Origin of the sequence: Streptomyces sp. NPDC002742 (genome assembly GCF_042888885.1) — a bacterium.
GTDB lineage: Bacteria > Actinomycetota > Actinomycetes > Streptomycetales > Streptomycetaceae > Streptomyces.
This window is the reverse complement of sequence record NZ_JBIAQF010000013.1, coordinates 107997-133637: the sequence shown is the minus strand read 5'-3', so window position 1 is coordinate 133637 and position 25641 is coordinate 107997. Positions and strand designations below refer to the sequence as shown.

The 25641-nt window shown below is 71.1% G+C and carries 20 protein-coding genes and 2 pseudogenes; 10 read left to right on the top strand and 12 right to left on the bottom strand.

The window, feature by feature from the left end; all coding sequences use genetic code 11:
* Positions 1-145 precede the first annotated feature (145 nt).
* From ACFYW8_RS24235 to ACFYW8_RS24210, 6 genes are all read right to left on the bottom strand, one after another.
* Positions 146-1708 (bottom strand): MFS transporter, encoded by a 1563-nt coding sequence (locus ACFYW8_RS24235; protein ID WP_365877066.1) that lies wholly within the window; start codon positions 1706-1708, stop codon positions 146-148.
* A gap of 346 nt (positions 1709-2054) precedes the next feature.
* On the bottom strand, positions 2055-2777 hold the full coding sequence (locus tag ACFYW8_RS24230) for an FAD binding domain-containing protein (protein WP_389079751.1): 723 nt from the start codon (positions 2775-2777) through the stop codon (positions 2055-2057).
* A 253-nt stretch (positions 2778-3030) separates the two neighbouring features.
* Positions 3031-3516 carry a hypothetical protein gene (locus ACFYW8_RS24225; protein WP_389079748.1) on the bottom strand — a complete coding sequence of 162 codons (486 nt, stop codon included), beginning with the start codon at positions 3514-3516 and terminating at the stop codon, positions 3031-3033.
* Positions 3517-3661: 145 nt separating this feature from the next.
* Positions 3662-4399, bottom strand: a complete 738-nt coding sequence (locus tag ACFYW8_RS24220; protein ID WP_365877072.1) for a hypothetical protein — start codon at positions 4397-4399, stop codon at positions 3662-3664.
* Between the two features lie 18 nt (positions 4400-4417).
* A complete protein-coding gene (locus tag ACFYW8_RS24215) occupies positions 4418-6010 on the bottom strand; it encodes a TROVE domain-containing protein (RefSeq protein WP_389079743.1) in 1593 nt (530 codons plus the stop codon).
* 512 nt (positions 6011-6522) lie between these two features.
* Positions 6523-7380, bottom strand: a complete 858-nt coding sequence (locus ACFYW8_RS24210) for a slipin family protein (protein ID WP_389079740.1) — start codon at positions 7378-7380, stop codon at positions 6523-6525.
* A 640-nt stretch (positions 7381-8020) separates the two neighbouring features.
* Between ACFYW8_RS24210 and ACFYW8_RS24205 the strand changes: the two genes are divergently transcribed.
* Both ACFYW8_RS24205 and ACFYW8_RS24200 read left to right on the top strand, forming a co-directional pair.
* Positions 8021-8923 carry a universal stress protein gene (locus tag ACFYW8_RS24205; RefSeq protein ID WP_389079737.1) on the top strand — a complete coding sequence of 301 codons (903 nt, stop codon included), beginning with the start codon at positions 8021-8023 and terminating at the stop codon, positions 8921-8923.
* A gap of 77 nt (positions 8924-9000) precedes the next feature.
* Entirely contained in the window at positions 9001-9897 is an 897-nt protein-coding gene (locus ACFYW8_RS24200) for a universal stress protein (protein ID WP_389079734.1), read from the top strand.
* A gap of 111 nt (positions 9898-10008) precedes the next feature.
* On the opposite strand, the pseudogene ACFYW8_RS24195 reads toward ACFYW8_RS24200, so the two are convergent.
* Positions 10009-10506 (bottom strand): annotated as a pseudogene (locus ACFYW8_RS24195) (heavy metal translocating P-type ATPase); the annotation flags it as partial.
* 147 nt (positions 10507-10653) lie between these two features.
* Between ACFYW8_RS24195 and ACFYW8_RS24190 the strand changes: the two are divergent.
* The 4 genes and pseudogenes from ACFYW8_RS24190 to ACFYW8_RS24175 all read left to right on the top strand — a co-directional run.
* Positions 10654-10902: pseudogene (locus tag ACFYW8_RS24190) on the top strand (hypothetical protein); the annotation flags it as partial.
* On the top strand, positions 10886-11206 hold the full coding sequence (locus ACFYW8_RS24185) for a helix-turn-helix domain-containing protein (RefSeq protein ID WP_389079731.1): 321 nt from the start codon (positions 10886-10888) through the stop codon (positions 11204-11206). The pseudogene ACFYW8_RS24190 and the gene ACFYW8_RS24185, both read left to right, overlap by 17 nt.
* Entirely contained in the window at positions 11203-11496 is a 294-nt protein-coding gene (locus tag ACFYW8_RS24180; RefSeq protein WP_389080093.1) for a hypothetical protein, read from the top strand. The genes ACFYW8_RS24185 and ACFYW8_RS24180 overlap by 4 nt, the downstream gene beginning before the upstream one ends.
* Complete coding sequence (locus ACFYW8_RS24175) at positions 11493-11753, top strand: ferredoxin (RefSeq protein WP_389079727.1); 261 nt, start codon at positions 11493-11495, stop codon at positions 11751-11753. The genes ACFYW8_RS24180 and ACFYW8_RS24175 overlap by 4 nt, the downstream gene beginning before the upstream one ends.
* A 219-nt stretch (positions 11754-11972) precedes the next feature.
* On the opposite strand, the gene lpdA is transcribed toward ACFYW8_RS24175, so the two are convergent.
* Positions 11973-13373: a dihydrolipoyl dehydrogenase gene (gene lpdA / locus ACFYW8_RS24170; protein WP_389079724.1), complete on the bottom strand. Its 1401-nt coding sequence runs from the start codon at positions 13371-13373 to the stop codon at positions 11973-11975.
* 147 nt (positions 13374-13520) lie between these two features.
* Positions 13521-15743 carry a catalase/peroxidase HPI gene (gene katG, locus ACFYW8_RS24165; RefSeq protein ID WP_389079721.1) on the bottom strand — a complete coding sequence of 741 codons (2223 nt, stop codon included), beginning with the start codon at positions 15741-15743 and terminating at the stop codon, positions 13521-13523.
* A 596-nt stretch (positions 15744-16339) separates the two neighbouring features.
* Here katG and ACFYW8_RS24160 point away from each other — a divergent pair.
* Together ACFYW8_RS24160 and ACFYW8_RS24155 are read left to right on the top strand one after the other, a co-directional pair.
* Positions 16340-16750, top strand: a complete 411-nt coding sequence (locus tag ACFYW8_RS24160) for a Fur family transcriptional regulator (RefSeq protein WP_365877100.1) — start codon at positions 16340-16342, stop codon at positions 16748-16750.
* A 136-nt stretch (positions 16751-16886) separates the two neighbouring features.
* Positions 16887-17471, top strand: coding sequence for a GNAT family N-acetyltransferase (locus ACFYW8_RS24155; protein WP_389079717.1), 585 nt, complete (start codon positions 16887-16889; stop codon positions 17469-17471).
* On the opposite strand, the gene ligA is transcribed toward ACFYW8_RS24155, so the two are convergent.
* The gene (ligA, locus tag ACFYW8_RS24150) at positions 17459-19543 is read right to left on the bottom strand and encodes an NAD-dependent DNA ligase LigA (protein WP_389079714.1); all 2085 of its coding nucleotides are present in this window, start codon (positions 19541-19543) and stop codon (positions 17459-17461) included. The genes ACFYW8_RS24155 and ligA overlap by 13 nt on opposite strands.
* 149 nt (positions 19544-19692) lie before the next feature.
* Between ligA and ACFYW8_RS24145 the strand changes: the two genes are divergently transcribed.
* Both ACFYW8_RS24145 and ACFYW8_RS24140 read left to right on the top strand, forming a co-directional pair.
* Positions 19693-23448, top strand: coding sequence for a S8 family serine peptidase (locus tag ACFYW8_RS24145; RefSeq protein ID WP_389079712.1), 3756 nt, complete (start codon positions 19693-19695; stop codon positions 23446-23448).
* 91 nt (positions 23449-23539) lie between these two features.
* A complete protein-coding gene (locus ACFYW8_RS24140; RefSeq protein WP_389079708.1) occupies positions 23540-24514 on the top strand; it encodes a helix-turn-helix domain-containing protein in 975 nt (324 codons plus the stop codon).
* Positions 24515-24541: 27 nt separating this feature from the next.
* Here the strand turns inward: ACFYW8_RS24140 and ACFYW8_RS24135 are convergent, their stop codons facing one another.
* Together ACFYW8_RS24135 and ACFYW8_RS24130 are read right to left on the bottom strand one after the other, a co-directional pair.
* A complete protein-coding gene (locus tag ACFYW8_RS24135) occupies positions 24542-24916 on the bottom strand; it encodes an ArsR/SmtB family transcription factor (protein ID WP_389080076.1) in 375 nt (124 codons plus the stop codon).
* A 251-nt stretch (positions 24917-25167) separates the two neighbouring features.
* Positions 25168-25542 (bottom strand): hypothetical protein, encoded by a 375-nt coding sequence (locus ACFYW8_RS24130; protein WP_365877111.1) that lies wholly within the window; start codon positions 25540-25542, stop codon positions 25168-25170.
* Positions 25543-25641 lie beyond the last annotated feature (99 nt).

Here is a 25641-nt window from a genome sequence, read left to right as displayed (position 1 = left end):
TCTGCGTCCTGGGTCTGACCAGCAGGGCGATCGGCACCGCATGCCCAGGTCCGGAGCCCCGGGTTCCGTCGTGCGCGGCGCTGCGCGGCCCGCGACGCGCCGAAGGCCGGTGCCTCGCACCGCGCGAGGCACCGGCCCGGAGTTCTCAGAGGTACGAGGGCTGCTCCTTCGCCTCGACGGCCCGCGGCGCCTCGTGGTCGTCGGCGGACACCTCTTGCCGCGGAGCCGAACGCAGCAGCAGCGCGACGGCGACGGCGGCGAGCACGGCGGCCGCGGCGGCGCCCAGGAGCGCGAGGTGCATACCTTCGACGAAGGCCGTGGTCGCCCGGCCGGAGACAGGGCCGCCGACGGCGTGGGCGGCGGCCAGCGAGGAGCGCGCCGCGTCCGCCATCCGGTGCGGCACACCGGGAAGGCTCAGGTGATCGCGGTAGGCGGCGCTGAGGAGGCTGCCGAGGACGGCGATCCCCAGGGCGCCGCCGAGCTCCCGCGCCAGGTCGTTCATGGCGGAACCGACGTTCTGCAGCGAGCGCGGCAGGGCGTCCGTGATGGACGTCGTGGCCGGTGTCATGGCCAGGCCCATCCCCGCGCCCAGCGGCACGAGACCGGTGGCGATGAGCCAGTACGGGCTGGACGCGTCGAGCCGTGAGAGGACCCCCATGCCCGCCGCGACACCGGCCAGGCCGACCACCCACGGCCCCCGGAAGCCGAACCGGGCCACCAGTAGGGGAGCGGCGCGGGAGACCGGCACCATGGTCACGGCCATGGGCAGCATGGCGGTGGCCGCCATCAGAGCGCTGTCGCCCCGCACCAGTTGCAGGTACTGCATCATCACGAAGACGAACCCGAAGAACACGAAGAACTGCAGCATGATCGACAACGAACCCGCGGCGAAGTGGCGGTTGCGGAACAGCCGGGGGTCAAGAAGCGGGTTCTCGCGGCGCAGCTCGAAGAGGACGAACCCCGTCAGTACGGCCAGGCCCAGCGCGATCCCGGCGAGCGTGACCGGGTCGGCCCATCCGCGGGTCGGCGCCTCGATGACCGAGTAGACCAGCGCGACCAGGCCCACGACGGCGATCAGGGCGCCCCCGATGTCGAGTCGCGGCTGCTGCGGTTCCGCGGACTCGGGCACGAACAGCAGCGTCCCGACCAGGGCGACCAGGGCCAGGGCGACGTTCAGGAGGAACACCGAGCGCCACGACCAGCCCTCCAGCAGTGCTCCCGTGGCGAACAGACCCACCAGGGCACTGGCTCCGGCGACCGCTGCCCAGACGCTGACCGCCCGCGCCCGCTGAGCGCGCGGGAAGGTGCTGGTGATCGTCGACAAGGTGGCCGGCATGACGAGTGCCGCGCCCAGGCCGAGGACGCCCCGCAGGGCGATGAGTGTCGAGGGTTCGGTCGTCAGCGCGGCGGCGGCCGACCCGGCGCCGAAGATCGCCAGTCCCGCGAGCAGCGCTCGCCTGCGGCCGAAACGGTCACCCAGCGCGCCGGCGGGCAGCAGCAGCGACGCGAAGACGAGGCTGTAGGAGTCGATGATCCAGGACAGCTGCGTCTGGGTCGCGTGCGTCTCGCGGGCGAGATCGGGCAGCGCCACATTGAGCGACGCCATGGCGGCGACCACCGCGCCGAGAGCGACGCAGGTGACCACCAGGATCAGATTGTGACGTGCGGCCGGTGCGGAACCGGCGGCAGGGGCGCGCGTGGAGGCCATGGAGCCTGTCCTTCGTCCGAGCGGTCCGGGGGGATCCCGGTGCCTGGTCCCAGAGTCGGGAGCCCGTCGCACGATTTCCACGTTGATGAATTAGAGGTGCCGTCCGGTGGCCGGTGCCGAGGGGGCGCGTTCGTATCCTGTCCCTCGGTACCCGGTCAGGTAAAAGTGCCGGTCAGTGGACCGGGGAGCCCGATGCGGCGGCCCGCCGGGGACGAGCGCGCCGATGCCCCCGCCCCCGGATCGGTGCAACTGACCGGCCCCTGTTGAATTTCTCGTCTCCCTGCTCGAAGAGTTCGGGGGAGCCCGCTCCGCACCTCGCGTCCTCGGCGCCGTCCGGACGAGTGCCCTAAGCGTCGGTCGGCCGTGCCAGGAGATCTGTCACCTGTCGGCCGACGAGCTCCCATGCCGCGGCCGGAAGACGGCCGAAGGAACCGTTCCGCAGAGTGCGCAGATCCTCTTCGACATCGCCGTGGCACACGGTGCTCTCGCTGAACACCTCGTCATCGTCGCGGACGGCGACCCGAAGGCGGGTCCGTCCGCCCTCCGCGGAGTGCAGGGCGGCGGCGACGACGAGGGGCGACGGCCCACCCGCCTCGCCCGCGGCCTTGTGGTAGCTGCTGGCGATCGGTGCGCGCCAGCGCAGGTTCAGCAGCAGATGACGCTTGGCCAGCACCTCGGCCAGGTCGGTCTCGGAGACACCTTCGGGCTCCAGGATCACCGCTCGGGCGTCGAGCACGAGTGCCGCGGGCAGCAGACAGCGCAGCGTGCTGCCGACGATGTTGCCGCCCACCGTGGCCGTCCGGCGCACCGCTCCGGTCCCCACGGTGGCGGCCGCCCGGCGCAGTACCTCCGGCACGCGCCCGTCGATACGGTTCAGGACCACGGCCGCTCCCAGGGCCTCGCGCCCGATCGCGTTGGCCTCAGGGAGGTCGCGCAGCGACATCGCGTGATCGGGGAAGCCGTCCCGTTGCCAGGTGGCCCACACCAGGGTGGCGCCGCCTATCGGCACCGCCCCTTCGGTCATGCACTCCTGTGCTTCGGACACGGACGTGGGGAGACGCAACAGCACGGCAGCCGACCTGCTTTCCTGGTGACTTGGCGGCGGGGTACTCGGTGTCTGGGTCAACTGACCATCGACAGGCTTATTTTCGGCGTGCGGACGGGGGCGCGTACAGGGCACACTCCATCAACTGGTGCGCCCCGTCGGCGGATGCGCTCACGATGAGGGCCGTTGCCGGGGCCCGCGCCGGTTGCTCGCACTCACTGGGCGACAGCCGCCCGCCACTTCCCTTTCCCGCGCGACGACTTGCTTCGTACCGCTGTCAACTACCCTGGTGGCGGCTGGAGTAGGCAGCGCATCGGCCCTCGTGCCGGACCACGGTGACAGGGCGTCCGAAGCAGCTGGTCATCCAGGAATCGGTCAGAGTGCCGGCGACCGGACCGCCCGCGAGGACGCGGCCCTCGCGCGGGAGCAGGGTGTGGCTGACGGCGGGGGACAGCTCCTCCAGGTGGTGGGTGACCGTCACGGTGGCCAGTTCCGGGCGGCTCCGGGCCAGCCGTTGCATGGCTTCGACGAGGTCCTCGCGGGAGGGCAGGTCCAGGGCGTTGAACGGCTCGTCGAGCCGCAGCAGGGTCGTCTTGCCCGCGCCGTCGGCCCCCAGCAGGACCCGGTGCTCACCGGCCCGGACCGTCCAGTCGATCTTTGAGAGGATCACCTGGCCGCTCGTGTGACGGCGGACGTTCACACCGCGGAGCACGACCACCGCCTCCCGGTCACTCACGTCGTCCCCGGTCCGCGCCTCGGCCATGTCCGGGCTCCCCTCGTCCGGTCGGCACGCCCCGCACGTCAGATGTAGTGAGTATTTTGCTGCCCGTGTGTCCGCTTCGTGGACGGCGGTGCGGGTTCGTGCGCCTCGGGCGGGACGGCCGGTGTCGGCCGCGGGTGTGAGACGGTCACGACGGGAAGAGATTGACGGCGCGCGCCACCACCAGCACCACGGTCACCAGCGAGACCGTGGACTGGAGCATCATCAGCATCTTGGCCCAGCGGGACAGCGGCATCACGTCGGTCGGGCTGAACGCGGTGGAGTTGGTGAAGGAGAGGTAGAGGTAGTCCAGGAACGCCGGTTCCCAGTCCGGCGGCGCGGTTTCGGGGCTCTGCATCTGCACGAAGAGGAAGTCGGCGTACTGGTGATGGCCCATCATCCGGTCGGCCGGTCCACCGCGGTCCCACTCCCAGTACCACAGGGCGAACACGATGACGTTCGTCAGCCAGATGTTGCCGCCGGTGAGCAGCAACGTCGTGGCGTCCAACTCCTTGGCTCCGTGAATCAGGTTCTCCACCAGCCGGGCCGCCGCCCAGCCGTTGGCCAGGCTGATCAGGCAGATCAGAGCCAGGCCCAGCCACCGGAGCCGCTTGTTCCGGGGTTCGACGCGCCGGGGGTTCGCGGCGATCAGGCCTGTCAGCAGGACCAGTTCAAGGACCGGCAGGGCCCAGGTGGGCAACAAGGTCAGCCGCTCCGGCAGTTTCAGCTGGAGGGCGACCGCCACCAGGATCGCGGCGGTCACCGCCCAGCGCGGCTCACCGTGCGTCACCCTCCGCCAGGCGGGAGCCACTTCGCGCTGGCCGGACGTCAGGAGCCGCTCGATCCTGACGAGTGGGCTCTCGGTGTCGTTCGATCTGTCGTTCATGCAGGTGATTGTGGCGCGTCACATGTTGATCCACGGCCACGCGGCCCCGCGGCCTGCCTCGATGAGGCCGACCATCCGGAACGCGGCGTCCGTGAGGCCGCCGAAGGTGTGCCGGTGGGGGCCCGTCGGTCCGTGGGCGGGCTGGTATCCCGCAAGGTTCCAGGTGTAGACCGGGATGCCGGGCGGGACCGGTTCTGCCGGTCCGCCGGGTCTGTGGGCGGCGGCCTGCTCGTCGGTGACGATCAGGACCCGGTCGTGCCCCCGGTAATGGGTCCGCACCGCCTTCGTGGTGTGGGTGCCTCCAAGACTGTGGAACCGTTTCAGCACTTCGAGCACCGGCTCGCCCGCCTCGAACGGCACCTCCGCGCTGCTCCAGCCGAACTCCACCAGATCCGCCTGCTCGGCGCGCATGGCCAGCGCGGTGCCGAACACGGCTGCCGCGTCCGACCGGGTCAGCTTTGACCGCTCGGAGACCGTGTCCCAGAACATGGAGTCGGACCGGTCCACCAGGATCAGGGTCCGGCCGGGCAGCGGCGGTACGTTGGCCAGGGAGTGGCCCAGTGCCTGTTCCAGCGCGGCCGCCCAGCGCGGCGACGGCGCGTGCTGGTGGGCGGCCAGATAGCGGAAGGGGAACTGCCGGGACCGGGCCACCTCGGAGGCGTTCGAGAGACGGGCGGCGACCTGGGCCGCGACGTCGTCCGAGACTCCCGCCTCGTCGAAGTTCCGCAGGTTCCGCAGGAGCGCCATCGGCGCCATCGTGGGGATCACGGCTTCCCAGACAGCGGCGTCCATCGGTCCGTGGAGCCAACCCGCCAGCACCTCCCACGTCATGCCCGCCGCGGCCAGCCGCTCGGAGCCGCCCGGCCCGGTCACCAAGGCGCGCCGCTCGTCCGCAGGCGCTTCCATCAGGGTCCGGTGGGCGGTCAGCAGACGGTCGGAGGACGGCGCCACCGCCCGTTCCGGGTGGTGGCGGCGGTCCAGGGCGTACCGGAAGAGCGCACCCTGCCAGGGCTTGTCCGGGTCGGGGGAGGCGTGCACCAGGTTGAGCACGTCGCCGAATCGCAGGCCCTTGGAGGCGGTGTCGTACTTGAGCAGGGACCGGGAGCTGTACAGGCGGCGTACGCCGTCCGCGATGCCCCGCTTCACCGGTTGCGGCACGTTCCGCCCGTACGCCGAGATCCAGTGGGCGAGCAGTTCGCCGGGCTCGTCGGCGCGCTGGAGCACCGAGTCGATCACGGACCGGTTGGACGGGCCCCCGGATTCACCTGCCCTGAGCCGGGCCCGCACGTAGGCGGCGGCGCCCACCAGGGACGCCGTGCGCATGTTGCCCTCGCCGCGAAGCCAGCGCAGCAGGCCGGCCGTCCACTCGGGGTCCTGGAGAGCGAGTTCACCGACGAGGCGGGCGTACCGGTCGTCCCGCTCCGCACCGCTCTCGTAAAAGGTGCGCTGGGAGACGAAGTTGCCGACCGCGAGCAGGAAGAGCTCCTCGCGGGGTTCCCGGACGAAAGCCTGGCCGCCCTCATGGGTGCGGAAGTCCGGCGTGCACTCGGGACCGAGTCGTGGTGGGGACAGGGAGTGGGCGGCGGCCGAGATGTGCGGGGCCACGAGCATCTCGGACCAGATCTTGGAGACGCGTGGGGTGTGACGAGGCAGCGAATCCCCCCGGATTCAAAGGACTGGACGGCCCCGGCCAAAAGGCCGTCGGGGCGAAGGCGCCCCGACGGGGCGAACGCGCCCGCGCCTGCCGAGATCAAAGGTGGCGGCGGCGTTACTTGGTTTCGGAAGGAAGTAGCCGCAGCCGAGCGCATCGGAGGCGCGGTCGCGGTCCCAATGTACAAGCGCCGTCGGGTCGCACACCAGCGGTTTAAAACGCCGAGCTCAGGGGACCACGGTCGCGCGAGGGTGAGGTGGCGCCGGAGTGGCCAGGGTCCACTACATCGGTGGTCCGCCCTGACGAACGGCAGCACGGGGCCTCGATGTCGACGGGGCGTTGGAACATGGATGTTGAAGATCCCTCGGATCTTGGACAGTCGATGCTTACGCTGCGAGGGCGTGTTCTTCGGCCTACGGCTGCCTGCCAGGACACCTGTCCTGGCAGGCCACCGTCATGCTGACGCTGTTGATCAGACGGTCATGGGTGCACCGTTCAGTACAGGGTCCGGGCTGTTCATGGTGCGGTCGGCCGACGGCGGCGTCGTCGCGGCGCCCGCGGCTGCGGTCTCGCGGGCGAGGAAGGCGCCGAGCTCGCCGATGGTGCTCATCAGCGGGGCGGGGAAGACGACGGTGGTGTTCTTGTCGACGCCGATCTCCACCAGGCTCTGCAGATTGCGCAGTTGGAGGGCCAGGGGGTGGTCCATCATGATGTCCGACGCTTCCCCGAGGGCCGCTGCGGCCAGGGACTCGCCCTGGGCATTGATGATCTTCGCCCGCTTCTCCCGCTCGGCCTCGGCCTGACGGGCCATCGCGCGTTTCATGCTGTCGGGCAGCTGGATGTCCTTGAGCTCGACCAGGGTGACCTCGACGCCCCATTCGACGGTGGCGACGTCGAGGATCTCGCGGATGTCCAGGTTGATGCGGTCGGTCTCCGACAGCGTTTCGTCCAGCGTGTGCTGTCCGACGACCTTGCGCAGCGTGGTCTGCGCGATCTGGTTGATCGCCGCGTTCACGTTCTCGATCGCGATGACCGATTTCACGGCGTCCACGACTCGGAAGTACGCCACCGCCGACACGTCGACGCTGACGTTGTCGCGCGTGATGATCCCCTGCGACTGGATGGGCATCGTGACGATCCGCAGCGAGACCCGGTGCAGGACATCGACGAACGGAATGATGAACCGCAGGCCGGGAGAGCGAGGGCCCACCAGTCGGCCGAACCGGAACAGCACCCCTTTCTCGAACTGCTTGACGACCTTGATGGCCATGGCGATCGCCACGACGGCCAGCAGGGCCACCACGACGATCAGGAAAACGAGTACTCCCATGTGCTGCTCCTCAGATAGGGCACGAGACCGCTGGCCGTTCACGCTCCAGCCGGAGCACGAAGGACAGGGAAGCCGGACCGGGTTCGTGCGCCGGAAGGGGCGAAAAGCCCGCGGTGGCGGCCCCGTTGGGTTCCGCAGTTCGTGCCGTGTTTCGAGGATGGCTCGCCGGCCGAGCCCTAGGCAGGGGCCAACCGGTCCCCAAATTCCGTTCCTTGCCTTCTTGCCGTCGGTGGATAGGCCGGCAGCGCCCTGACGGGCAGGGCCGAACGACCAGGAAGGCGGAACGGGGGCGCGGTGTTGTCGGCGTCGGGCGGGGGTGGCGTGATCGAGCAGTGGATGGTGAAGGAGCCGTTCCGCACTTTCCGCTTGCGGATCGTCAGCTTGGGGGAGCAGAGCCCGCTCTTGCTCGTCGAGGCCGCCGCTCTGGTCCAGGTCGGCGATGAACTGATCGGACACCCTCGGTTCGCGCCCTCGGCTCGGACTTGTCAGGACGATCCGCCTCGCTTCGCCAAGTGCCGTGGGCCCCGCCCGCAGAGAGGGGCCGGATGGCCCCCGGAGGGGCCCAGACAGCCTCTGCCCTGCCGCGGGCCTCGGTGTGACGCTGGTACCGGACGACAGACCGGGCTCTGGAGGTGCCGACATGCTTTCGCCCGTAGTCGCAGGAGTCGACGGATCCGCCGAGAGCCTGGCCGCCGCCGCGTGGGCGGCCCGCGAGGCCGGTCGGCGGGACCGACCGCTGCACCTGGTACACGCCTGGGACTGGCACCCCCGTCGGCAGGATGGCGAGACCGTCGGCGCGGCCCAGCGGCATCTGGCCCGGAGTTCGCTGCGTCGGGCGGAAGAACGCGTCCGCGCCGAGTGCCCCGACATCCGTCTCACCGACGAGCAGACGGAAGGCCCCGCCACCGCCGCCCTGTTGAAGGCGGCGGACCAGGCCGATCTGATGGTCCTGGGCTCACGAGGACTGAGCGGCTTCACCGGATTCCTCGTGGGTTCCGTGGCCCTCGACGTGGTCGCGAAGGCGACGCGCCCCGTCGTCCTCGTCCGGGCGGACGAGCAGGCGGCCGACGAACGAGTGCCGGCAGGCGACAAAAGCCCCTCGACGGACAGCGGCTACCAGGACGTCGTGGTGGCCGTGGACCTCGACGAGGCCTGTGACGAGGTCATCGAGTTCGCCTTCGAGGCCGCCCGGCTCCGGCACGCACGCCTGCGGGCCGTGCACGCCTGGCACGCTTCCCGCCCGATCGGCCTGGGACCCGGCGACATCGGCATGGTCGAGGAGTCCTGGCAGGGGGAGGAATGGCTGGGTTTCCTCAAGGCCGTGCTCCAGGTGTGGCGCGACAAGTACCCCGACGTGGAGGTCCTGGAGACCGTGGTGGAAGACAAGCCTTCGACGGCGCTCGTGAGGGCCGCGACCGGAGCGAGTCTTCTCGTCGTAGGCCACCGCCTCGCCGAACGCCCGCTCGGCCCCCGCACCGGACCCGTCACCCATGCCGCGATTCACCACGTCGGCTGCCCCGTCGCCGTCGTACCCCATTTCTAGAGGACCCCGGAGCGTGCTGAGCGGTCCTGTTCTCGAAGGACTCCCGACAGCGCGAACGGACGAAGGAGGCGACAGCCATGACAAGGCCAGTCGTAGCCGGCCTGGACGGTTCGACGGAGAGCCTCGCCGCAGCCGACTGGGCGGCCAGGGAAGCCCTTCGCCGGGGACTGCCGCTCCGTCTCGTGCACGCCTGGGAGGGCCTGCCCGACGAAGGCACCGCCGCGGACCTGCCCGAGATCCGGGCACCGCAGTACCACGCGCGGCGGGTGCTGCGCGGGGCCGTCGACGTGCTGCACGAGCGTTATCCGGGGCTGTACATCGCCGCCGAGCAGGTGCGCAGGCAGCCGGGTCCCGCGCTCCTCGCCGAGGCGGAGAACGCCGAACTGCTGGTCATCGGAAGCCAGGGAACGAGCGGTGTCGGCGGGTTCCTCTCGGGGTCGGTCGCCATGGCCACCGTGGCTCACGTCGACCGGCCCGTCGTCCTCGTACGGGCGGGCGAGACGGCGACGGACGAACACCTCCCCGACGCTCTTGGAAAGGCGTCCATCGACACCCCCTGCCGTGACGTGGCGGTCGCCGTCGACGTCGGCGCGCCCTGCGACGCCGTCCTCGACCACGCGTTCCGCGCGGCCGAACTCCGTGCGGCGCCGCTGCGTGCCGCGAACGCCTGGCACGTACCGCTCACCAGGGGCGTCCCGGGCGTCGAGGAGCGTGCGCGGATCCGGGGGGCGGCGGAGCGCGCGCTCGCGGAGCTGCTCGAACCCTGGCGCGCGAAGTACCCAGGCGTGGTCGTCCATGCCAACCTCCACGAGGGCCGCGCCGCCCACGTCCTCGTACGCGCGGCAGGCGGGGCCGGACTACTGGTCGTGGGCCGTCGGAGGCGGCGCTCCGCGGTCGGCGCCCACGCAGGTCCGGTGGCTCACGCCTTGCTCCACCACATGCGCCGGCCGGTCGTGCTGGTCCCGCACGACTGACAGTCGTGCCGCTCGGTCGCGGCCCGCCCGTCCCGGCCCCGGGAAGGTATCGCGGCCGGGTCCGCAGACGGGTGCGGCGACGGGCCGGACGGCCCCGGCAGCCGGGGCCGCCCGGTCACGCCCGACCTGGGTGGACTCGCCGGTCAGCACGGACTCGTCGAGTTCCGCCGTACCGGCCAGGACGCTGCCGTCGACGGGAACCACGTCTCCGGGGCCGACCACGAGCACGTCTCCGACGACGACATCGGCGAGCGGGACGACGGAGACCTCCCGGCCGGTGCGGCGGCGGGCCGAGCGGGGTGCGTGCTCCAGCAGGCCCGCAGGTCGTGGGAGGCCCGGCGCTCGGCCGCGGCGTCCAGCGCCCGGCCGGTCGCCGGCATCAACGCGATCATCGCCCCCCGCCAGGTACTCACCCACCGCGAGCGTCCCGACCAGCGCCGGCACGGCGATCAGGTCGACGCCGGCCCGGCCCTTCCGCAACGCGGCCACGACCCAGGCCGCGGCGGGAACGACGGCGAGGACCGTGCCGACCGCCCAGCAGGCGTCGGCTCTGGCTCCCGGCCGCCCAGGCGATCCCTCCGCTGAGCAGGGCGACCGCGGTCGCGACAGCAGCGCCGGTTCGAGCAGCCTGCGGACGTCCCGGGCCTTCGGCTCCTGCCCGTCCCCGGTGTCTCTGCTGTTCGACGCGGCAGCGACCCTTCGGTTCCTTCTCCGGACACGTCATTCCCCCGGGCGCGACAGCGTCTCCGGGTGTCCATGGAACCGCGCCTACCGCGCCGGACGGCAGGGCCGAACGGTCCGCAACCATGGCCTCACCGGCCGATCCGGGCACGGCCGACAAAACCGTACGATGTCGGCGTGTTGGTTCTGGTGGTCGAGGACGACCCGGGTATCGCCGCCTCCCTGGTGCTGGGCCTGGAGCGGGCCGGGTACCAGGCACGCGGCGTGGGCACCGGGCAGGAAGCGCTGGCGGCGGTCCCGGAGCCCGATGTGGTGCTGCTCGACCTGGGGCTGCCCGACCTGGACGGCATCGAGGTCTGCCGGCGGCCACGAAGTCGCCCTCACACCCAAGGAGTTCGACATCCTGGAGTGCCTGGCCGCCGACCCGGGACGGGTGGTCACCCGGCAGGAGGTCCTGGAGCGCGCCTGGGACGCCCACTGGTACGGCCCCACCAAGGTGCTGGATGTGCACATCGCGGCGCTGCGCCGCACGCTCGGCGTACCCGGGCTGGTGGAGACCGTGTACGGCCGCGGATTCCACCTCGGTGTACCCGAGCCGGGCCAGGACCCGGACGCCGGTGCGCCATGACCCGGCGTATCGCGCTGACCTTCATGGCGCTGATCGTCCTGCTGCTGGTGCTGGCGGTGGTGCCGCTGGGGCTGTCCATGACGCAGCGCGAGCACACCTCGTTCCGGGACACGACGGAGGCGGCGAACCGGACGATCGACGGCGCGGCGCGGCTGGCCGCCTCGGCGCTGCGGGTCTTCGCCGACGACGTCCACCGGCATGTGCACACCGGACCGTGCGGCGCGGCGTTCTCCCCCCTCGTCCTTCCGGTGCCCGCCGTGCGGCCCCCGGAGGAAGGGGAATGGCGATGACCCGTACCCAGGCCCACGTCCTCGCCGTCGATTTCGCCGCCTGTGACGGCCACGGACTCTGCGCCGAACTGCTGCCCGAACTGATCGGCTCGGACGAATGGGGCTACCCCGTACTCCGGGACTCCGCGGTCCCGCGCGATCTGCTGTCCCACGCCCGACGCGCGGTCGCCGCGTGCCCGGTGATGGCACTCCGCCTGAACCGCGTGCCCGCTCCCGACCGGCCCCCGGGCCGCGCCTCCTGGCCGACAGGCGCCTGACGACGCCGGCGGTGATCGGGGTCGTCCGGTGGTTCGCCCATGTCACCGCAACCCCTGAGAGGAGGTACGCCCGCCCTACTCAGGTCACCACCCACTGGTTCACCCGGCTCCGCGCCGAGCGCCAGCGCGGGCAGGACGTCCCGGAGAAGTCCCGGAGACGTCACCGGCGCACCCCTTAGCTACGCTGCAGGTCGGAAGGGGTGCGCCGGTATTCACCCGTCACATGTTGATCATGTGGCCGGCCAGCCCGTGAATGGCCTCCTTGACCGCCTCGCCGAGAGTCGGGTGCCCGTGCACATTGCGGGCGACCTCGTGGACCGTCAGGTCCCACTGCTGGGCGAGCGTCAACTCCGGCAGCAGCTCGGTGACTTCGGGGCCGATCAGATGCGCGCCGAGCAGTTCGCCGTGGCGCGCGTCGCTGAGGATCTTGACGAAGCCCGCGGTCTCGCCGAGGCCGTGCGCCTTGCCGTTGGCGGTGAACGGGAACTTCGCCACCTGGACGTCGAAGCCCCTGTCGCGGGCCTGCGCCTCGGTCCAGCCGAAGCTGGCGATCTGCGGCTGGCAGTAGGTCGCCCGCGGGATCATGACGTAGTCGAGTTCCATCGTCTCCGCGTCGGCGATCGTCTCGGCCGCCACGATGCCCATCGACTCGGCCGCGTGGGCCAGCATCAGCTTCGCCGTCACGTCACCGATGGCGAAGATGTGCGGCACGCTCGTACGGCAACGGCCGTCGATGTCGATCGCCCCGCGGTCGGTGAGTTTCACACCGGTGTTCTCCAGGCCGTAGCCCTGCACCCGCGGCTGGAAGCCGATCGCCTGCAGCACCTTGCCGGCCTCCAGCGTCTGCCGCTGGCCGCCCGTGGTCACCATGACCTTGACCCTGTCCCCGGAGTCGTCGATCGCCTCGACGCGGGTCGACGTCAGGACATTGACGCCGAGCCGCTTGTAGCGGCGGGCGAGTTCCGCGGAGACCTCCTCGTCCTCCAACGGGACGATCCGGTCGAGGAATTCGACGAGGGTGACCTCCACGCCGTAGTTGTGGAGCACGTAGGCGAACTCGACGCCGATGGCACCGGCGCCCGCGATGATGATGCTGTCCGGGAGCGTGTCCGACAGGATCTGCTCCTCGTACGTCACCACGCGCTCGCTCAGTGAGGTTCCGGGGAGCAGCTTGGTGGTGGCCCCGGCGGCGATGACGCAGTGGCCGAAGGTGACCGTTTCCGTGCCGCCGTCGGACAGGGCGACCTGGAGGGTGTGGTCGTCGCTGAACGTGCCGCGGCCGGTGTACTGGGTGATCTTGTTCTTCTTCATCAGGTAGTGGACGCCCTTGACCCGTCCGTCCGCCACCTTGCGACTGCGGGTGAAGGCGGCGCCGTAGTCGAAGGTCACCTCACCGTTCACCTGGATGCCGAAGGTCTTGGCCTCCTGGGTGAAGATATGGGCGAGCTCCGCGTTGCGCAGCAGCGCCTTCGACGGGATGCACCCGACGTTCAGGCACACGCCGCCCCAGTACTTCTCCTCGACGATCGCCGTGCTGAGTCCGAGCTGCGCGGCTCGGATCGCTGCGACATATCCTCCCGGGCCGGCGCCCAGGACCACCACGTCAAAGTGAGTGCTCATGGCGGCCAGCCTAGAACGCCCCGCCCATGGATCGCCGATCCTGCGGGTCCGCCGGGCCGTGGCCCCGGGATGCCGTGGCCCCGAGGGCCCGCGCCCGCCGAGGCGTCCGGGCCGGCCCCGATTCGGGGCCGGCCCGGACGACGGATGTCAGACGAGGTCGAACCGGTCCAGGTTCATGACCTTGTCCCAGGCGGCGACGAAGTCCGTCACGAACTTCGCGTGGGCGTCGTCGCTCGCGTAGACCTCGGCGAGCGCGCGCAGCTCGGAGTTCGAGCCGAAGACGAGGTCGGCGCGGGTGCCGGTCCACTTGATCTCGCCGGTGGCGTCGTCGCGGCCCTCGAAGGTGGTCGCGTCCTCGGAGGTCGGCGTCCACGTCGTGCCCAGGTCGAGCAGGTTGACGAAGAAGTCGTTCGTCAGCGTCCCGGGGGTTCCGGTGAGGACGCCGTGCGAGGAACCCTGGTGGGTCGCGCCCAGGGCGCGCAGACCGCCGACGAGGACCGTCAGCTCCGGGGCGCTCAGGGTCAGCAGGTTCGCGCGGTCGAGCAGCAGGTACTCGGCCGGCAGCCGGTTGCCCTTCCCGAGGTAGTTGCGGAAGCCGTCCGCGCGCGGCTCCAGCGCGGCGAAGGACTCCGCGTCGGTGTGCTCGTCCGTCGCGTCGACGCGGCCCGGGGTGAAGGGCACCTGGACGTCGTGACCGGCGTCCTGGGCGGCCTTCTCGACGGCGGCGACGCCGCCGAGGACGATCAGGTCGGCCAGTGAGACGTTCTTGCCGCCGGCGTTGAAGTCACGCTGGATGCCCTCCAGCGTGCGCAGTACCGTCGCCAGCTGGTCGGGGTCGTTGGACTCCCAGCCGCGCTGCGGCTCCAGACGGATGCGCGCGCCGTTGGCACCGCCGCGCTTGTCGCTGCCACGGAACGTCGAGGCCGACGCCCACGCGGTGGAGACCAGCTCCGAGACCGTCAGGTCCGAGCCGAGGATCTTCGCCTTGAGCGCGGTGATGTCCGCGGCGCCGATGACCTCGCCCTCCGCCTGGGGAAGCGGGTCCTGCCACAGCAGGGTCTCCTCGGGGACCTCGGGGCCGAGGTAGAGGGACTTCGGGCCCATGTCGCGGTGGGTCAGCTTGTACCAGGCCCGCGCGAAGGCGTCCGCGAACTCGGCGGGGTTCTCGTGGAAGCGGCGGGAGATCGGCTCGTAGATCGGGTCGAAGCGCAGCGACAGGTCGGTCGTGAGCATCGAGGGAGCGATCTTCTTCGAGGCGTCGTGGGCGGCCGGGACGGTGCCCTCGCCCGCGCCGTCCTTCGGCTTCCACTGGTTGGCGCCCGCGGGGCTCTGGGTCAGCTCCCACTCGTAACCGAAGAGGTGGTCGAAGAAGCCGTTGCTCCACTGGGTCGGCGTGGTGGTCCAGGTGACCTCCAGGCCGGAGGTGATGGCGTCCGCGCCCTTGCCGGTGCCGTACGTGCTCTTCCAGCCCAGGCCCTGTGCCTCGATCGGGGCGGCCTCGGGGTCGTCGCCGACGCTCTCCGCGGGGCCGGCGCCGTGGGTCTTGCCGAAGGTGTGGCCGCCCGCGATCAGGGCGACCGTCTCCTCGTCGTTCATCGCCATCCGGCGGAAGGTCTCACGGATGTCGCGGGCCGCGGCGAGCGGGTCCGGATTGCCGTTCGGGCCCTCGGGGTTGACGTAGATGAGGCCCATCTGGACGGCGCCGAGCGGGTTCTCCAGCTCACGGTCGCCGGTGTAGCGCTGGTCGTCGAGCCAGGTGGTCTCGGGGCCCCAGTACACGTCCTCCTCGGACTCCCACACGTCCTCGCGGCCGCCGGCGAAGCCGAACGTGTCGAAGCCCATCTGCTCCAGGGCGACGTTGCCGGTGAGGATCATGAGGTCGGCCCAGGAGAGGTTCTGGCCGTACTTCTTCTTGACGGGCCACAGCAGACGGCGGGCCTTGTCCAGGTTGCCGTTGTCCGGCCAGCTGTTGAGGGGGGCGAAGCGCTGCTGCCCGGCACCGGCACCGCCGCGGCCGTCGCTGATGCGGTAGGTGCCGGCGCTGTGCCACGCCATGCGGATCATGAAGGGGCCGTAGTTGCCGAAGTCGGCGGGCCACCAGTCCTGCGAGGTCGTGAGCACCTCGGCGATGTCCTGCTTCACGGCGGCGAGGTCGAGGGACTCGAAGGCCGCGGCGTAGTCGAAGTCCTCGCCGAGCGGGTTGGCCACGGCGGGGTTCTTGGCGAGGATCTTCAGGTTGAGCCGCTCCGGCCACCACTGGCGGTTTCCGCCGCCCTGGGTCGGGTGCGCGGCGCGCCCGTGCGCGACGGGGCAGCCGCCTCCAGCCTCCGTTTTCGCGTCGGTGACGATCGCATCGTGGTTCTCAGACATGGGAATCCTTCCGGACGGGGCGGATCTCGGTACTCGGAGACTGCGGGTGGGGGATCAGCCGGGGCGGGGGCCCCGGTGGCCGGCCCCGGAACCATCGACGGAGCCGACGGGGAGGCCGTGGTCTTCGGACGGGAACAGGCGGACGACGAAGCCGCCGGCACGGTCGAGGGCGGGGACACCGCGCACCGCTCGCACCGGACGGGGTGGACCCGTGCGGTGCGGGGTACGAGTCCCGCCACGGCGAGCGGACGGCGGGCCGTGTGCGACGTGAGGGGAGGTTCGGCGCCGGATCGGCACACCACGGCAGCGAGCGCTTCGTCGCCGAGGTGCCCCAGGGCTCCGAGAGGGTCCCGAGCAGCGTGTCACGGGCGGCCGTCACCCGCAGGCCGACGCCGCGCGGCTCCACGGCGGTGGTCCCGACATCTCTGTCTCTCCTGCCCGTACCCAAGTCTTCCTGTCCCTTGGCCAGTGCCAAAACCGATCCTACAATGGACAGAGTCCAAGTCAAGAAGGACGCCAAACCCGTATCCGATCGGACCCCTGGATGCGCACCGATAAACTGCGGATTCCCACTGATCCTGAAAAGGTGAACCGATATGAGTGACCTGCTGGAGCGACTGCGAGAGCGTGGCTGGCGGATGACCTCCCAGCGGCGTGTCGTTGCGGAGGTCCTCGACGGCGAGCATGTGCACCTCACGGCCGACGAGGTGCACGCCCGCGCGGCGGCCAGGCTGCCCGAGATCTCCCGGGCGACGGTCTACAACGCCCTGGGGGAGCTGGTCTCCCTCGGCGAGGTGATCGAGGTCTCCACCGACGGCCGCGCCAAGCGCTACGACCCCAACGCCCACCACCCGCACCAGCACCTGGTGTGCTCCAGCTGCGGCACCGTCCGTGACGTCCACCCGGCCGGCAACCCCCTGGCCGACCTTCCGGCGGCGGAGCGATTCGGGTTCACGGTGGCCGCCGTCGAGGTCACCTACCGGGGGCTGTGCCCTTCGTGTGCCTGAGGGCTGTCCGGTGATCCCCGGCGGGCGACGGGCTCGTCCGTGATCCGCCCGACGGCGCCCGGTTCTGTGGCGGCGTGATCGGCCCGACGGCCACCGGTTCTGTGGCGGAGCGCCCCGTGGTGCCTAAGCTTCCGCCGTGAACGACACCACACAGGGCACAGCACAGGGCATCACCCAGGAGATACGGATCAGACCGGGCGGCCCGGCCGACGCGCAGGCCATTCTGGACATGCTCGACGCGGCCGTGGTCTGGATGAACAACCGCGGCAACACCGAGCAGTGGGGCACGACCCCGTATTCGCGGACAGCGGACGGGGCGGAGCGGGTCCGCCGGTACACGACCGAGTGCGCCCCCTACATCGCCGAGTCGGACGGAACACCCGTCGGAGCCATGGTGCTCGACTCCGGGCCCAGCCCGCAGATGCCGATCGAGCCCGCCGGAGAACCCGAGCGGTACGTCCGGCTGCTGGTGTCCGACCGGCGCCGTGCCGGCCGGGGCATCGGGGCGGCGCTGCTGGCCCACGCCGCCGAGGAGGCCCGGCGGGCTGGCGTCGAGTTGCTGCGGGTCGACTGCTGGGCGGGCGGCGGGGGCCAACTGGTCGCGTTCTACGAGCGCCAGGGATTCACCCCCACCGACCCCTTCCTGTCCGGGACCTGGCCGGGCCAGGTGCTGGCCCGGCGGATCGGCCCACCGCACGGCCGGAGCGATCAGGTGAGGTAGTCGGCGACCAGCGCGGCGAACTCCTCCGGTGCCGCGAGTCTGATCCCGAGGGTCTCGGCCTTGGCGCGCTTGGATCCCGCGCCCTCTCCGGCGACGACCAGGGTGGTCTTCTTCGACACGCTGGAGGAGGAACGCCCGCCGGCCCGCTCGATGAGCTCGTTCATCTGGTTGCGGCTGAGCTGCTCCAGCGCCCCGGTCATCGCCCCGGTGACCACCACCGTCATCCCGGCCAGGGGCCCGGCGGCGCCTTCGTCCCCCTCCGCGTCCGGGGCGTCCGCACCGGCCGGAGCGGGCGGGGTGGCGCCGGGCTCGGTCATGTTGACCCCGGCGGCGACGAGTTTGTCGATGAGCGGGGCGAGTTCGGCCAGCTCGGCGACGATCGACGGGGCCTTCTCGGTGCCGATGCCCTCGACCCGCTGCATCGTTTCCGCATCCGCCGCGCGCACCAGTTCCATGGTGGCGAAGTACCGGGCGATGCGCCGGGACATGGAACGGCCGGTGCCGCGCACACCCAGCGCGCACAGCACCCGCGACAGCGGCTGGCCCTTGGCCGCCTCGATCGCCGCGAGCAGGTTGTCCGTGCTGGTCTCACCCATGCGCTCCAGACCGAGGAGCTGGTCCCGGGTCAGGCTGAACAGATCCGCGAGATCGGCGGCCAGACCGGCCTCGACGAGCTGGACGACCCGCGTGTGACCGAGGCCCTCGATGTCGAGCTGGTCGCGGCCGGCGGCGTACGAGAGAGCGGCGACCAGATGGCAGTTGCGGCCCTGCTCACAGCGCCAGCGCTGCTCGCTCGTGTCGATGGCGGACCCGCAGTTCGGGCACGCCTCGGGGAAGACGATGGGCTGTTCCTCGCCGCTACGCAGATGGGCCACGGGCGCCTCGATCCGGGGGATGACGTCCCCGGCGCGGTGGACCATCACATGGTCGCCCAGCCGCAGATCGCGACGCGTGATGTCCGCCGGGTTGTGAAGGGTGGCGTACGTGATGGTCGAACCGTCGATCTCCACCGGCTCCAGCACCGCGCGCGGGGCGATGATGCCCGTCCGGCCCACGTTCCACTCCACCGCCAGCAGCCGGGTGATCTTCTCGACGGCCGGGAGCTTGTAGGCGATCGCCCAGCGGGGAGCCCGGGTACCGGACCCGGCGGCCCGCTGATCGGCGGCCAGGTCGGCCTTGACGACGATCCCGTCGATCCCGAACGGCAGCTCCGCGCGCAGCGCCCCGATCTCCTGGACGCGGGCGAGCACCTCCTCGGCGGTCGCCGCCGTGATGCCGGGGACGGCGGTGCCCGCCGTGGTGTTCACGCCCAACTCGGCTGCCCGTGCCATGAGTTCGCTGTGCGCGAGCTCGCCCAGCCGGGTGGCCTCCTCGGCCTCGGTGCCGGACACCGGCAGAAGGCCGTACCCGAAGAAGGTCATCGGAACGGTGTAGGCACGATCCTTGGCGCGCAGGGTGCCCGCCGCGGCGTTGCGCGGGTTCGCGAACGGCTGCCCGCCGTGCGCGGTGCGCACCTCGTTGGCGTGCTCGAACTGGGCCGTCGTCATGAGGACTTCGCCGCGCACCTCCAAGGTGAGAGGCTCGGCGAGCTCGCCGGGGAGGCCCTCGATCGTCCCGATCGCGTGCGAGACGTCCTCACCGGCCGTCCCGTCCCCGCGCGTCACCAACTGCGTCAACCGGCCCTGGCTGTAGCGCGCGGCGATGGCCAGACCGTCGAGCTTCGGCTCGACACTGAACTGCTCCAGCTCGTGCCCGATCCGCCGGGCAACCGACACCGTCCAGGCGGTGAACTCCTCGGGCGAGAACACGTTGTCCAGGCTCAGCATCGCCACCGTGTGCGGGACGTCTCCCTCGACGGCGCCGCCCGCGACCTTCCCGGTCGGCGAGTCGGGCAGCACCTGATCGGGATGTCCGGCCTCCCACGCGGCGATGCCGCGCACGAGCCGGTCGTACGCGTCGTCGTCCAGCACGGACGTGCCGCCCTCGTAATAGGCGGCCGACGCCTTCAACGCGTCCTCGACCGCCTGCGCGTAGGCGACGGCATCCACGATCACTGCGACTGGTGTTGTCATACCCGCCATCCTGCCTCCCACCACTGACAATGCCCTCCGGCCGACCCGCCCGCCCCGGCAAGATCCCGCTGGCACATGTGAGACGTGGCGCTTTGGTGCCAGCCGCCGGGCGTTCCCCCCGCCCGGTGCGGCCCGGTAGGACCTAGACCATGATTTCCCTCATACCGCGCCGCCCACGAGGCAGGCGGGCCCTCGCGGCAGCGGCGGCCGTCGCCGCCGTCGTCACCACCCTCACAGGCCAGGCGGGCGCCGCGAACAGCGCGCCCACGGCTCCCGTCGCCCCGTCCCGCACCGGCGCCGACCGCACCGTCACGCTGATCACGGGGGACGTGGTCAAGGTGATGGACCTCGGCGCGGGCAAGCACGCGGTCGACGTACGACGACCGCGCGGCGCCACCGGCGGCGTCCGCACCGAGACGGTCGGCGGCGACCTCTACGTCTACCCGGACGAGGCGCTGCCCTATCTCGCCGCGAACCGTCTCGACCGGCGCCTCTTCGACGTCACCGCGCTCATCGAGCAGGGTTACGACGACCAGCACAGCACCGGCCTCCCGCTGATCCTCGGCTACCGCGGCAAGGTGGCCGCGACGCCCACCGGCACCACCCGGGTACGGTCGCTCAAGAGCGTCAACGGCACCTCCGTCCGGGCGTCCAAGAAGCAGGCCAGGAAACTGTGGCGAGCGGTCGCCACGGACACCCCCGCGCAACGTCCCTCGCTGAAGGGCGGCCTGTCCAAGATCTGGCTGGACGGCCGGGTCAAGGCCCAACTCCACGACAGCACCGCGCAGATCGGCGCGCCGGCCGCCTGGAAGGCCGGCCTCGACGGCAAGGGCGTCAAGGTCGCCGTGCTCGACACCGGTGCCGACAGCCATCACCCGGACCTGGCCGGCCGGATCAGCAGCGCGGTCAGTTTCGTACCCGGCGAATCCGCCGAGGACGGGCACGGACACGGGACCCACACCGCGTCCACCGTGGGCGGCAGCGGAGCCGCCTCCGACGGAGCCGAGAAGGGGGTGGCGCCCGGCGCCGACCTGCTGATCGGCAAGGTCCTCGCCAACGAGGGCTACGGAGACGACTCCTGGGTCATCGCAGGTATGGAATGGGCGGTGGACCAGGGTGCCAAGGTGGTGAGCATGAGCCTCGGCGGCTCCGAGCCCACGGACGGCACCGACCCGATGAGCGAGGCCCTGGACCGGCTCAGCGAGAAGAGCGGGGCGCTGTTCGTCGTCGCCGCGGGCAACACGGGCATGGAAGCGTCCATGAGCGCCCCGGGTGCCGCCGACGACGCGCTCACCGTGGCCGCGGTGGACTCCGGCGACCAGCTCGCGGACTTCTCGACACGAGGCCCGCGCTACGGCGACTACGCCCTCAAGCCGGACATCGCCGCACCCGGCGTCGACATCCTCGCCGCGAAGGCCGGCGGCAGCGCCGACAGCGGCTGGTACCAGACCATGAGCGGCACCTCGATGGCCACGCCGCATGTGGCGGGCGCGGCCGCGATCCTCGCCGAGGAACACCCGGACTGGACCGCGCCCCAGCTGAAGGACGCGCTGATGAGCACCTCCAAGGAGCTCACCGGCTTGAGTGCCTACCAGGTCGGCGCGGGCCGGGCCGATGTGGCAGCCTCCGTCGACGCCACCGTGACCGCCACAGGTTCGGCGTACTTCGGCTTCGACGCCTGGCCGCACAGCGGCCCGGCGACCGTCGACCGCACGCTCACCTACCGCAACACCGGTGACACCGCCGTCACTCTGAAGCTCGCTGTCACCGCGGCGGTGGCCGGCGGACCCTACGACGTCGACCCCGGCGCGGACGCCGGAAACCCCGCCCCCGCCGGGATGTTCTCGCTCTCCGCCGACTCCGTGACCGTCCCCGCGCACGGCACCGCCACCGTCACCGCCACCGCGCGGCCCGGCCTTGGCGCGAACGGCCGCCGCTACCTCGGACAGGTGTCCGCGAGCGACGCGTCGGGCGAGGTGCGCGCCCGCACCCAGGTCGGGCTCTACCGGGAGGAGGAGCGCTACTCCCTCGACGTCCAGCTCAAGGACCGCTCCGGCGAACCCGCCTCCGGATACGTCCAGTTGCAGCGCTTCGGCACCGACGCCGAGCCGGAGATCGTTGCCGTCGGTGACAGCGGCGAGGCGACCGTACGGCTTCAGGCCGGCACGTACAGCGCGCTGAGCTACGTCGATGTCGCGGGCAGCCACGGCCCGGACTCGCTCGGCATGGCGCTGCTCGGCGATCCGGAGATCGTCCTCGACCACGACCGGAAGCTGGTCCTCGACGGCAGCAGGACCCGTGAGGTCACCGCGGAGGTGCCGCGCAGGACCGAGGACCGGATGCTCTACATGAACTGGTACCGCTCGGACGGCGGAATCAGCACCGTGGACTCCGAGTACCTGCTTCCGCCCACCTACGACAGCATGTTCGTGCTGCCCACGCGGAAGGTGACACAGGGTACCTTCGAGTACGAGACGCGCTGGCGCAAGGCGTACCCGCTGCTCTCGCTGAGCCACGAGGGCAAGGCTCTCACCCCCCTCGGGCAGGCCGGATCCGCCTTCTACGACGGCCACAAGCGGTTGGACGTGGTGTACGCCGGATCCGGCACCCCCGCCGACTACGCGGGGCTGCGCGCCAAGGGCAAGGCGGTGCTGGTGACCCGTTCCGACGACGTCACCGGTACGCGGCGAGCGCAGGCGGCGGCCGACGCCGGGGCCGGTCTCCTGCTTGTCGTGAACGATCAACCGGGCAAGCTCCTCGAATGGGTCGGTACCGACGAGGGCGGCTACAGCGCCGTCCCGGTCGCCTCGCTGACCGCGCGCGAGGGCGCCCCCCTCGTCAAGCAGGCCCAGCACGGCACCCTGCGCCTGAACGTCGAGGGTGCGCCCAACTCGCCGTACGTGTACGACCTCGTCGACCCGCACCCGGGCCGGATTCCCGACACGGGCCTCACCTACCGGCCGCACGCGTCCGAGCTGGCCGTCGTGGACATGCGCTTCCACGGCACCACCAAGTACCCCAGCGGTGAGTACCGTTGGGACTACCGCCCCTACCGCACCTACGCCGTCGGATTCCCGCTGCGCACGGACATGCCCACCACACGCACCGACTACCTCTCGGCACAGCCGGGCACCTCGTGGGCCGAGGACTCGATCACCGGGCCGAACCTGGCCATGGAGTCACGCGGTGGAATGGTCGCCTACAAGGCCGGCAAGCGGGTCACCAGCGACTGGTTCGCCCCGATCGCGCATCCGCGCAACGGCAGCGGCTTCTGGTGGTCGGAGCGGCAGCAGACCTTCGTGTCCTTCAACATCCAGCCCTGGACGGACAACGGTCTCGACCACGGCGGCTACATGCAGGACGGCAACGACAGCCTGGACTTCAAGGTGTACCAGGACGGGGAGCTGGTGAAGACCTCGGCCTGGGCGTCCGCGGCGCTGTACCCGGTGCCGACCGTGCCCAGCACCTACACCCTCGACCTGCGCGCCGAACGCGACGCGAGCTCCTACCGGTTGTCCCCTCGCACGCACACCGTGTGGCAGGTGCGATCGGCGCCGGTGACCGATCCGATGAAGATCGACCGGATGGCGCTGATGCAACTGGACTACGGCGTCACCACCGACCTCGCGGGCGACGCGCGCGGCGGTCGGCAGACCCTCGGTCTGACCGGGTCGCATCTGCCGGACGCGGCGGGCGCCGGACGGGTCGCGGGCGCGACGCTCGCCGTCTCCTACGACGACGGCCGCCACTGGCTTCCGGTCCGCCTGGACCGGACGGCCACCGGCCACTGGACCGCCCGATTCGACGCCCCGCACGACGGATTCGTCTCACTCAAGGCCCGCACTTGGGACGATGCGGGCAACAGCGTCACGCAGGAGGTGACACGGGCCTACGGCTTGAAGTAGACCTTGGTGGCACCGTGAGATCGGGCCGGCCCCGGGCTTTCGCAGCCCGGGGCCCGTCCGGTGTCACCACGCCGACTTCAAGGAGTGGCCCATGCTCGCCGCGCTGGGTCTCGGTCCGGCCGAGGAGGAGATCTACCGCCTTCTGGTGGCCCGGGGACGGGCCGCCGTCCACGAACTGGCCGCCGACGGCGGCCGCCCCGAGTCCGAGGTGCGTGAAGTCCTCACCGAGCTGGCCGGCCGCGGTCTCGTCGTGCGCCAGGCGAGCGAGGGGACGGCCACCGTGTTTCTCGCGGCACCACCGGCGGTTGCGTTGGGCGGAGAACTGCGGCGCCGTCGCGACGAGTTGAGCGCGGCGGAGCACGCGGTCCTCGCTCTCGCGGAGCAGCACCGCACGGGTGCCGAGGGCGGCGCGGTGGAAGTGATCAGCGACATCGACGCCGTACGCCACCGGTTCAGACAGCTCCAGGAGTCCGCCCGGCAACAGGTGCGGGCGATGATGGTGCCCGAACAGACCGTTGTGTCGCGCAGCGACAACACCGCGGAGGGGGCCGGAGTCCGGCGTGGCGTGCTCTACCGGACGATCCTGCACCGGGAGACGCTGACCGAGCCCGGAACGGTTGCCCAGGCCCTCGCGGCGCTCGAAGCCGGACAGCAGGTCAGGGTCGCCGACGCCGTACCGGTCAAAATCATGATCGCGGACCATGAACTGGCGATGCTTCCGCTGTTCAGCGGCCGCAACACCGCGGCCGCCTCGGTGCTGGTCCACGCCGGCGGGCTGCTGGACGCGCTGGTCGCCTATTTCGAACTGGCCTGGGAGCAGGCGTATCCGCTCTCGCCGCACACGGCGGGCGACGGCGTCGCCGAGCAACGCCCGGACGCCATAGACGAGTTCGACGCCCGGATGCTCGCCCTGGTCCTCGCGGGACTCACCGACCAGGCGGTCGGTGCGCGGCTCGGCGTATCCCGCCGCACCGTACAGCGCCGCATCGGTGAACTCATGGCGCGGGCAGGGGCGGAGAGCCGCATCCAGCTCGGCTGGCACGCCGCGCGCAAGGGCTGGGCCTGACGGGACGCCCGGTGGTCGTTCCGGGCGTCAGTGCCCCCGGACGGCGGGTGAGGGGCGCGCGGACCGGGTGACGACGAGGTCCGGCTCGCGCGGACCGGGAGGCAGGCCGGTGTCGAGGTCGGCCTGGCGCAGTTCGGCCAGCAACTCGGTCTGGCCGGAGAGCAGTTCGGTGAGGATGCGACGGGCGGCGCGCAGGAGTTCGGCGACATCGCCGCCGGCCAGCGCGTAACTGACGGTGGAGCCCTCGCGGATGGACACCACGATTCCCGAGCGGCGCAGTACCGCCAGTTGCTGCGAGAGGTTGGAGGGTTCGATCTCGATCTCGCCGAGCAGGTCGCGCACCGAGACGGGTCCGCTCTGCAGCAGTTCCAGGACCCGGATGCGTACAGGGTGTCCGAGCATGCGGAAGAACTCGGCCTTGGCCTGGTAGAGGGGGACCTGCCTGGTCAAAATCGTTCGCTCCCTGCCGCCTGGGTCGGGCTGCTTCTCCGGCTGGTGCGGTGGCGGTCTGCGCGCCCTCCGCGAGCGGTGCCGTAAGGACCGATCCTCGCGGCTCCACCTCCGCACGCCCACGGGATTGACTTGATCTGGATGTACCTAAATGAAGAAGTCTTCAAGTCGTGGGCATGCGGAGGCGCGGAGAAGGCGGCCGACTACACCTCCAGTTCGGCCTCGATGCGTGCGAGCTGGTGACGCGCCATGGCCAGGTTGGAGGTGGCCTTGTTGAGCACTAGATACAGGAACAGCCCGTTGCCGTCACGGCTCTTGAGCGGCCGGAGGAGGTGGTACTGGTCGGCGAGCGTGATCAGTACGTCCTCGATCTTGCTCTTGAGGCCGAGGTGCTCCATGGTGCGCACCTTGGCCCGGATCACGTCGGTGTTGCCCGCCGCCGCGACCGACAGGTTGAGTTCCTTGCCGCCCCCCAGCGTGCCCAGTGCCATGCCGCTCGTGTAGTCGACGAGAGCGGCGCCCATCGCACCCTCGATCGACGTCATGGTCTCCTTGAGGGAGATCTCCACGTTTGCCATACCGATGTCTCCTCCTGGTCACCGCGCGGGCGGAGGAGTTCCCGCCCGGTCGGTGACCAGGACCCTACGTACCGTCCGCGGCGGGCAGCCGAGTTGTTT

What these genes read in the sequence shown, in the direction of transcription:
- ACFYW8_RS24235 (WP_365877066.1), bottom strand. Translation starts at nt 1,708, where the DNA reads ATGGCCTCCACGCGCGCCCCTGCCGCCGGTTCCGCACCGGCCGCACGT.
- ACFYW8_RS24180 (WP_389080093.1), top strand. Translation starts at nt 11,203, where the DNA reads ATGACCCGGCGTATCGCGCTGACCTTCATGGCGCTGATCGTCCTGCTG.
- ACFYW8_RS24200 (WP_389079734.1), top strand. Translation starts at nt 9,001, where the DNA reads ATGACAAGGCCAGTCGTAGCCGGCCTGGACGGTTCGACGGAGAGCCTC.
- lpdA (WP_389079724.1), bottom strand. Translation starts at nt 13,373, where the DNA reads ATGAGCACTCACTTTGACGTGGTGGTCCTGGGCGCCGGCCCGGGAGGA.
- ACFYW8_RS24145 (WP_389079712.1), top strand. Translation starts at nt 19,693, where the DNA reads ATGATTTCCCTCATACCGCGCCGCCCACGAGGCAGGCGGGCCCTCGCG.
- ACFYW8_RS24210 (WP_389079740.1), bottom strand. Translation starts at nt 7,380, where the DNA reads ATGGGAGTACTCGTTTTCCTGATCGTCGTGGTGGCCCTGCTGGCCGTC.
- ACFYW8_RS24225 (WP_389079748.1), bottom strand. Translation starts at nt 3,516, where the DNA reads ATGGCCGAGGCGCGGACCGGGGACGACGTGAGTGACCGGGAGGCGGTG.
- ACFYW8_RS24140 (WP_389079708.1), top strand. Translation starts at nt 23,540, where the DNA reads ATGCTCGCCGCGCTGGGTCTCGGTCCGGCCGAGGAGGAGATCTACCGC.
- ACFYW8_RS24220 (WP_365877072.1), bottom strand. Translation starts at nt 4,399, where the DNA reads ATGAACGACAGATCGAACGACACCGAGAGCCCACTCGTCAGGATCGAG.
- ACFYW8_RS24175 (WP_389079727.1), top strand. Translation starts at nt 11,493, where the DNA reads ATGACCCGTACCCAGGCCCACGTCCTCGCCGTCGATTTCGCCGCCTGT.
- ACFYW8_RS24205 (WP_389079737.1), top strand. Translation starts at nt 8,021, where the DNA reads ATGCTTTCGCCCGTAGTCGCAGGAGTCGACGGATCCGCCGAGAGCCTG.
- ACFYW8_RS24160 (WP_365877100.1), top strand. Translation starts at nt 16,340, where the DNA reads ATGAGTGACCTGCTGGAGCGACTGCGAGAGCGTGGCTGGCGGATGACC.
- ACFYW8_RS24215 (WP_389079743.1), bottom strand. Translation starts at nt 6,010, where the DNA reads ATGCTCGTGGCCCCGCACATCTCGGCCGCCGCCCACTCCCTGTCCCCA.
- ligA (WP_389079714.1), bottom strand. Translation starts at nt 19,543, where the DNA reads ATGACAACACCAGTCGCAGTGATCGTGGATGCCGTCGCCTACGCGCAG.
- ACFYW8_RS24135 (WP_389080076.1), bottom strand. Translation starts at nt 24,916, where the DNA reads ATGCTCGGACACCCTGTACGCATCCGGGTCCTGGAACTGCTGCAGAGC.
- katG (WP_389079721.1), bottom strand. Translation starts at nt 15,743, where the DNA reads ATGTCTGAGAACCACGATGCGATCGTCACCGACGCGAAAACGGAGGCT.
- ACFYW8_RS24185 (WP_389079731.1), top strand. Translation starts at nt 10,886, where the DNA reads ATGTGGTGCTGCTCGACCTGGGGCTGCCCGACCTGGACGGCATCGAGG.
- ACFYW8_RS24130 (WP_365877111.1), bottom strand. Translation starts at nt 25,542, where the DNA reads ATGGCAAACGTGGAGATCTCCCTCAAGGAGACCATGACGTCGATCGAG.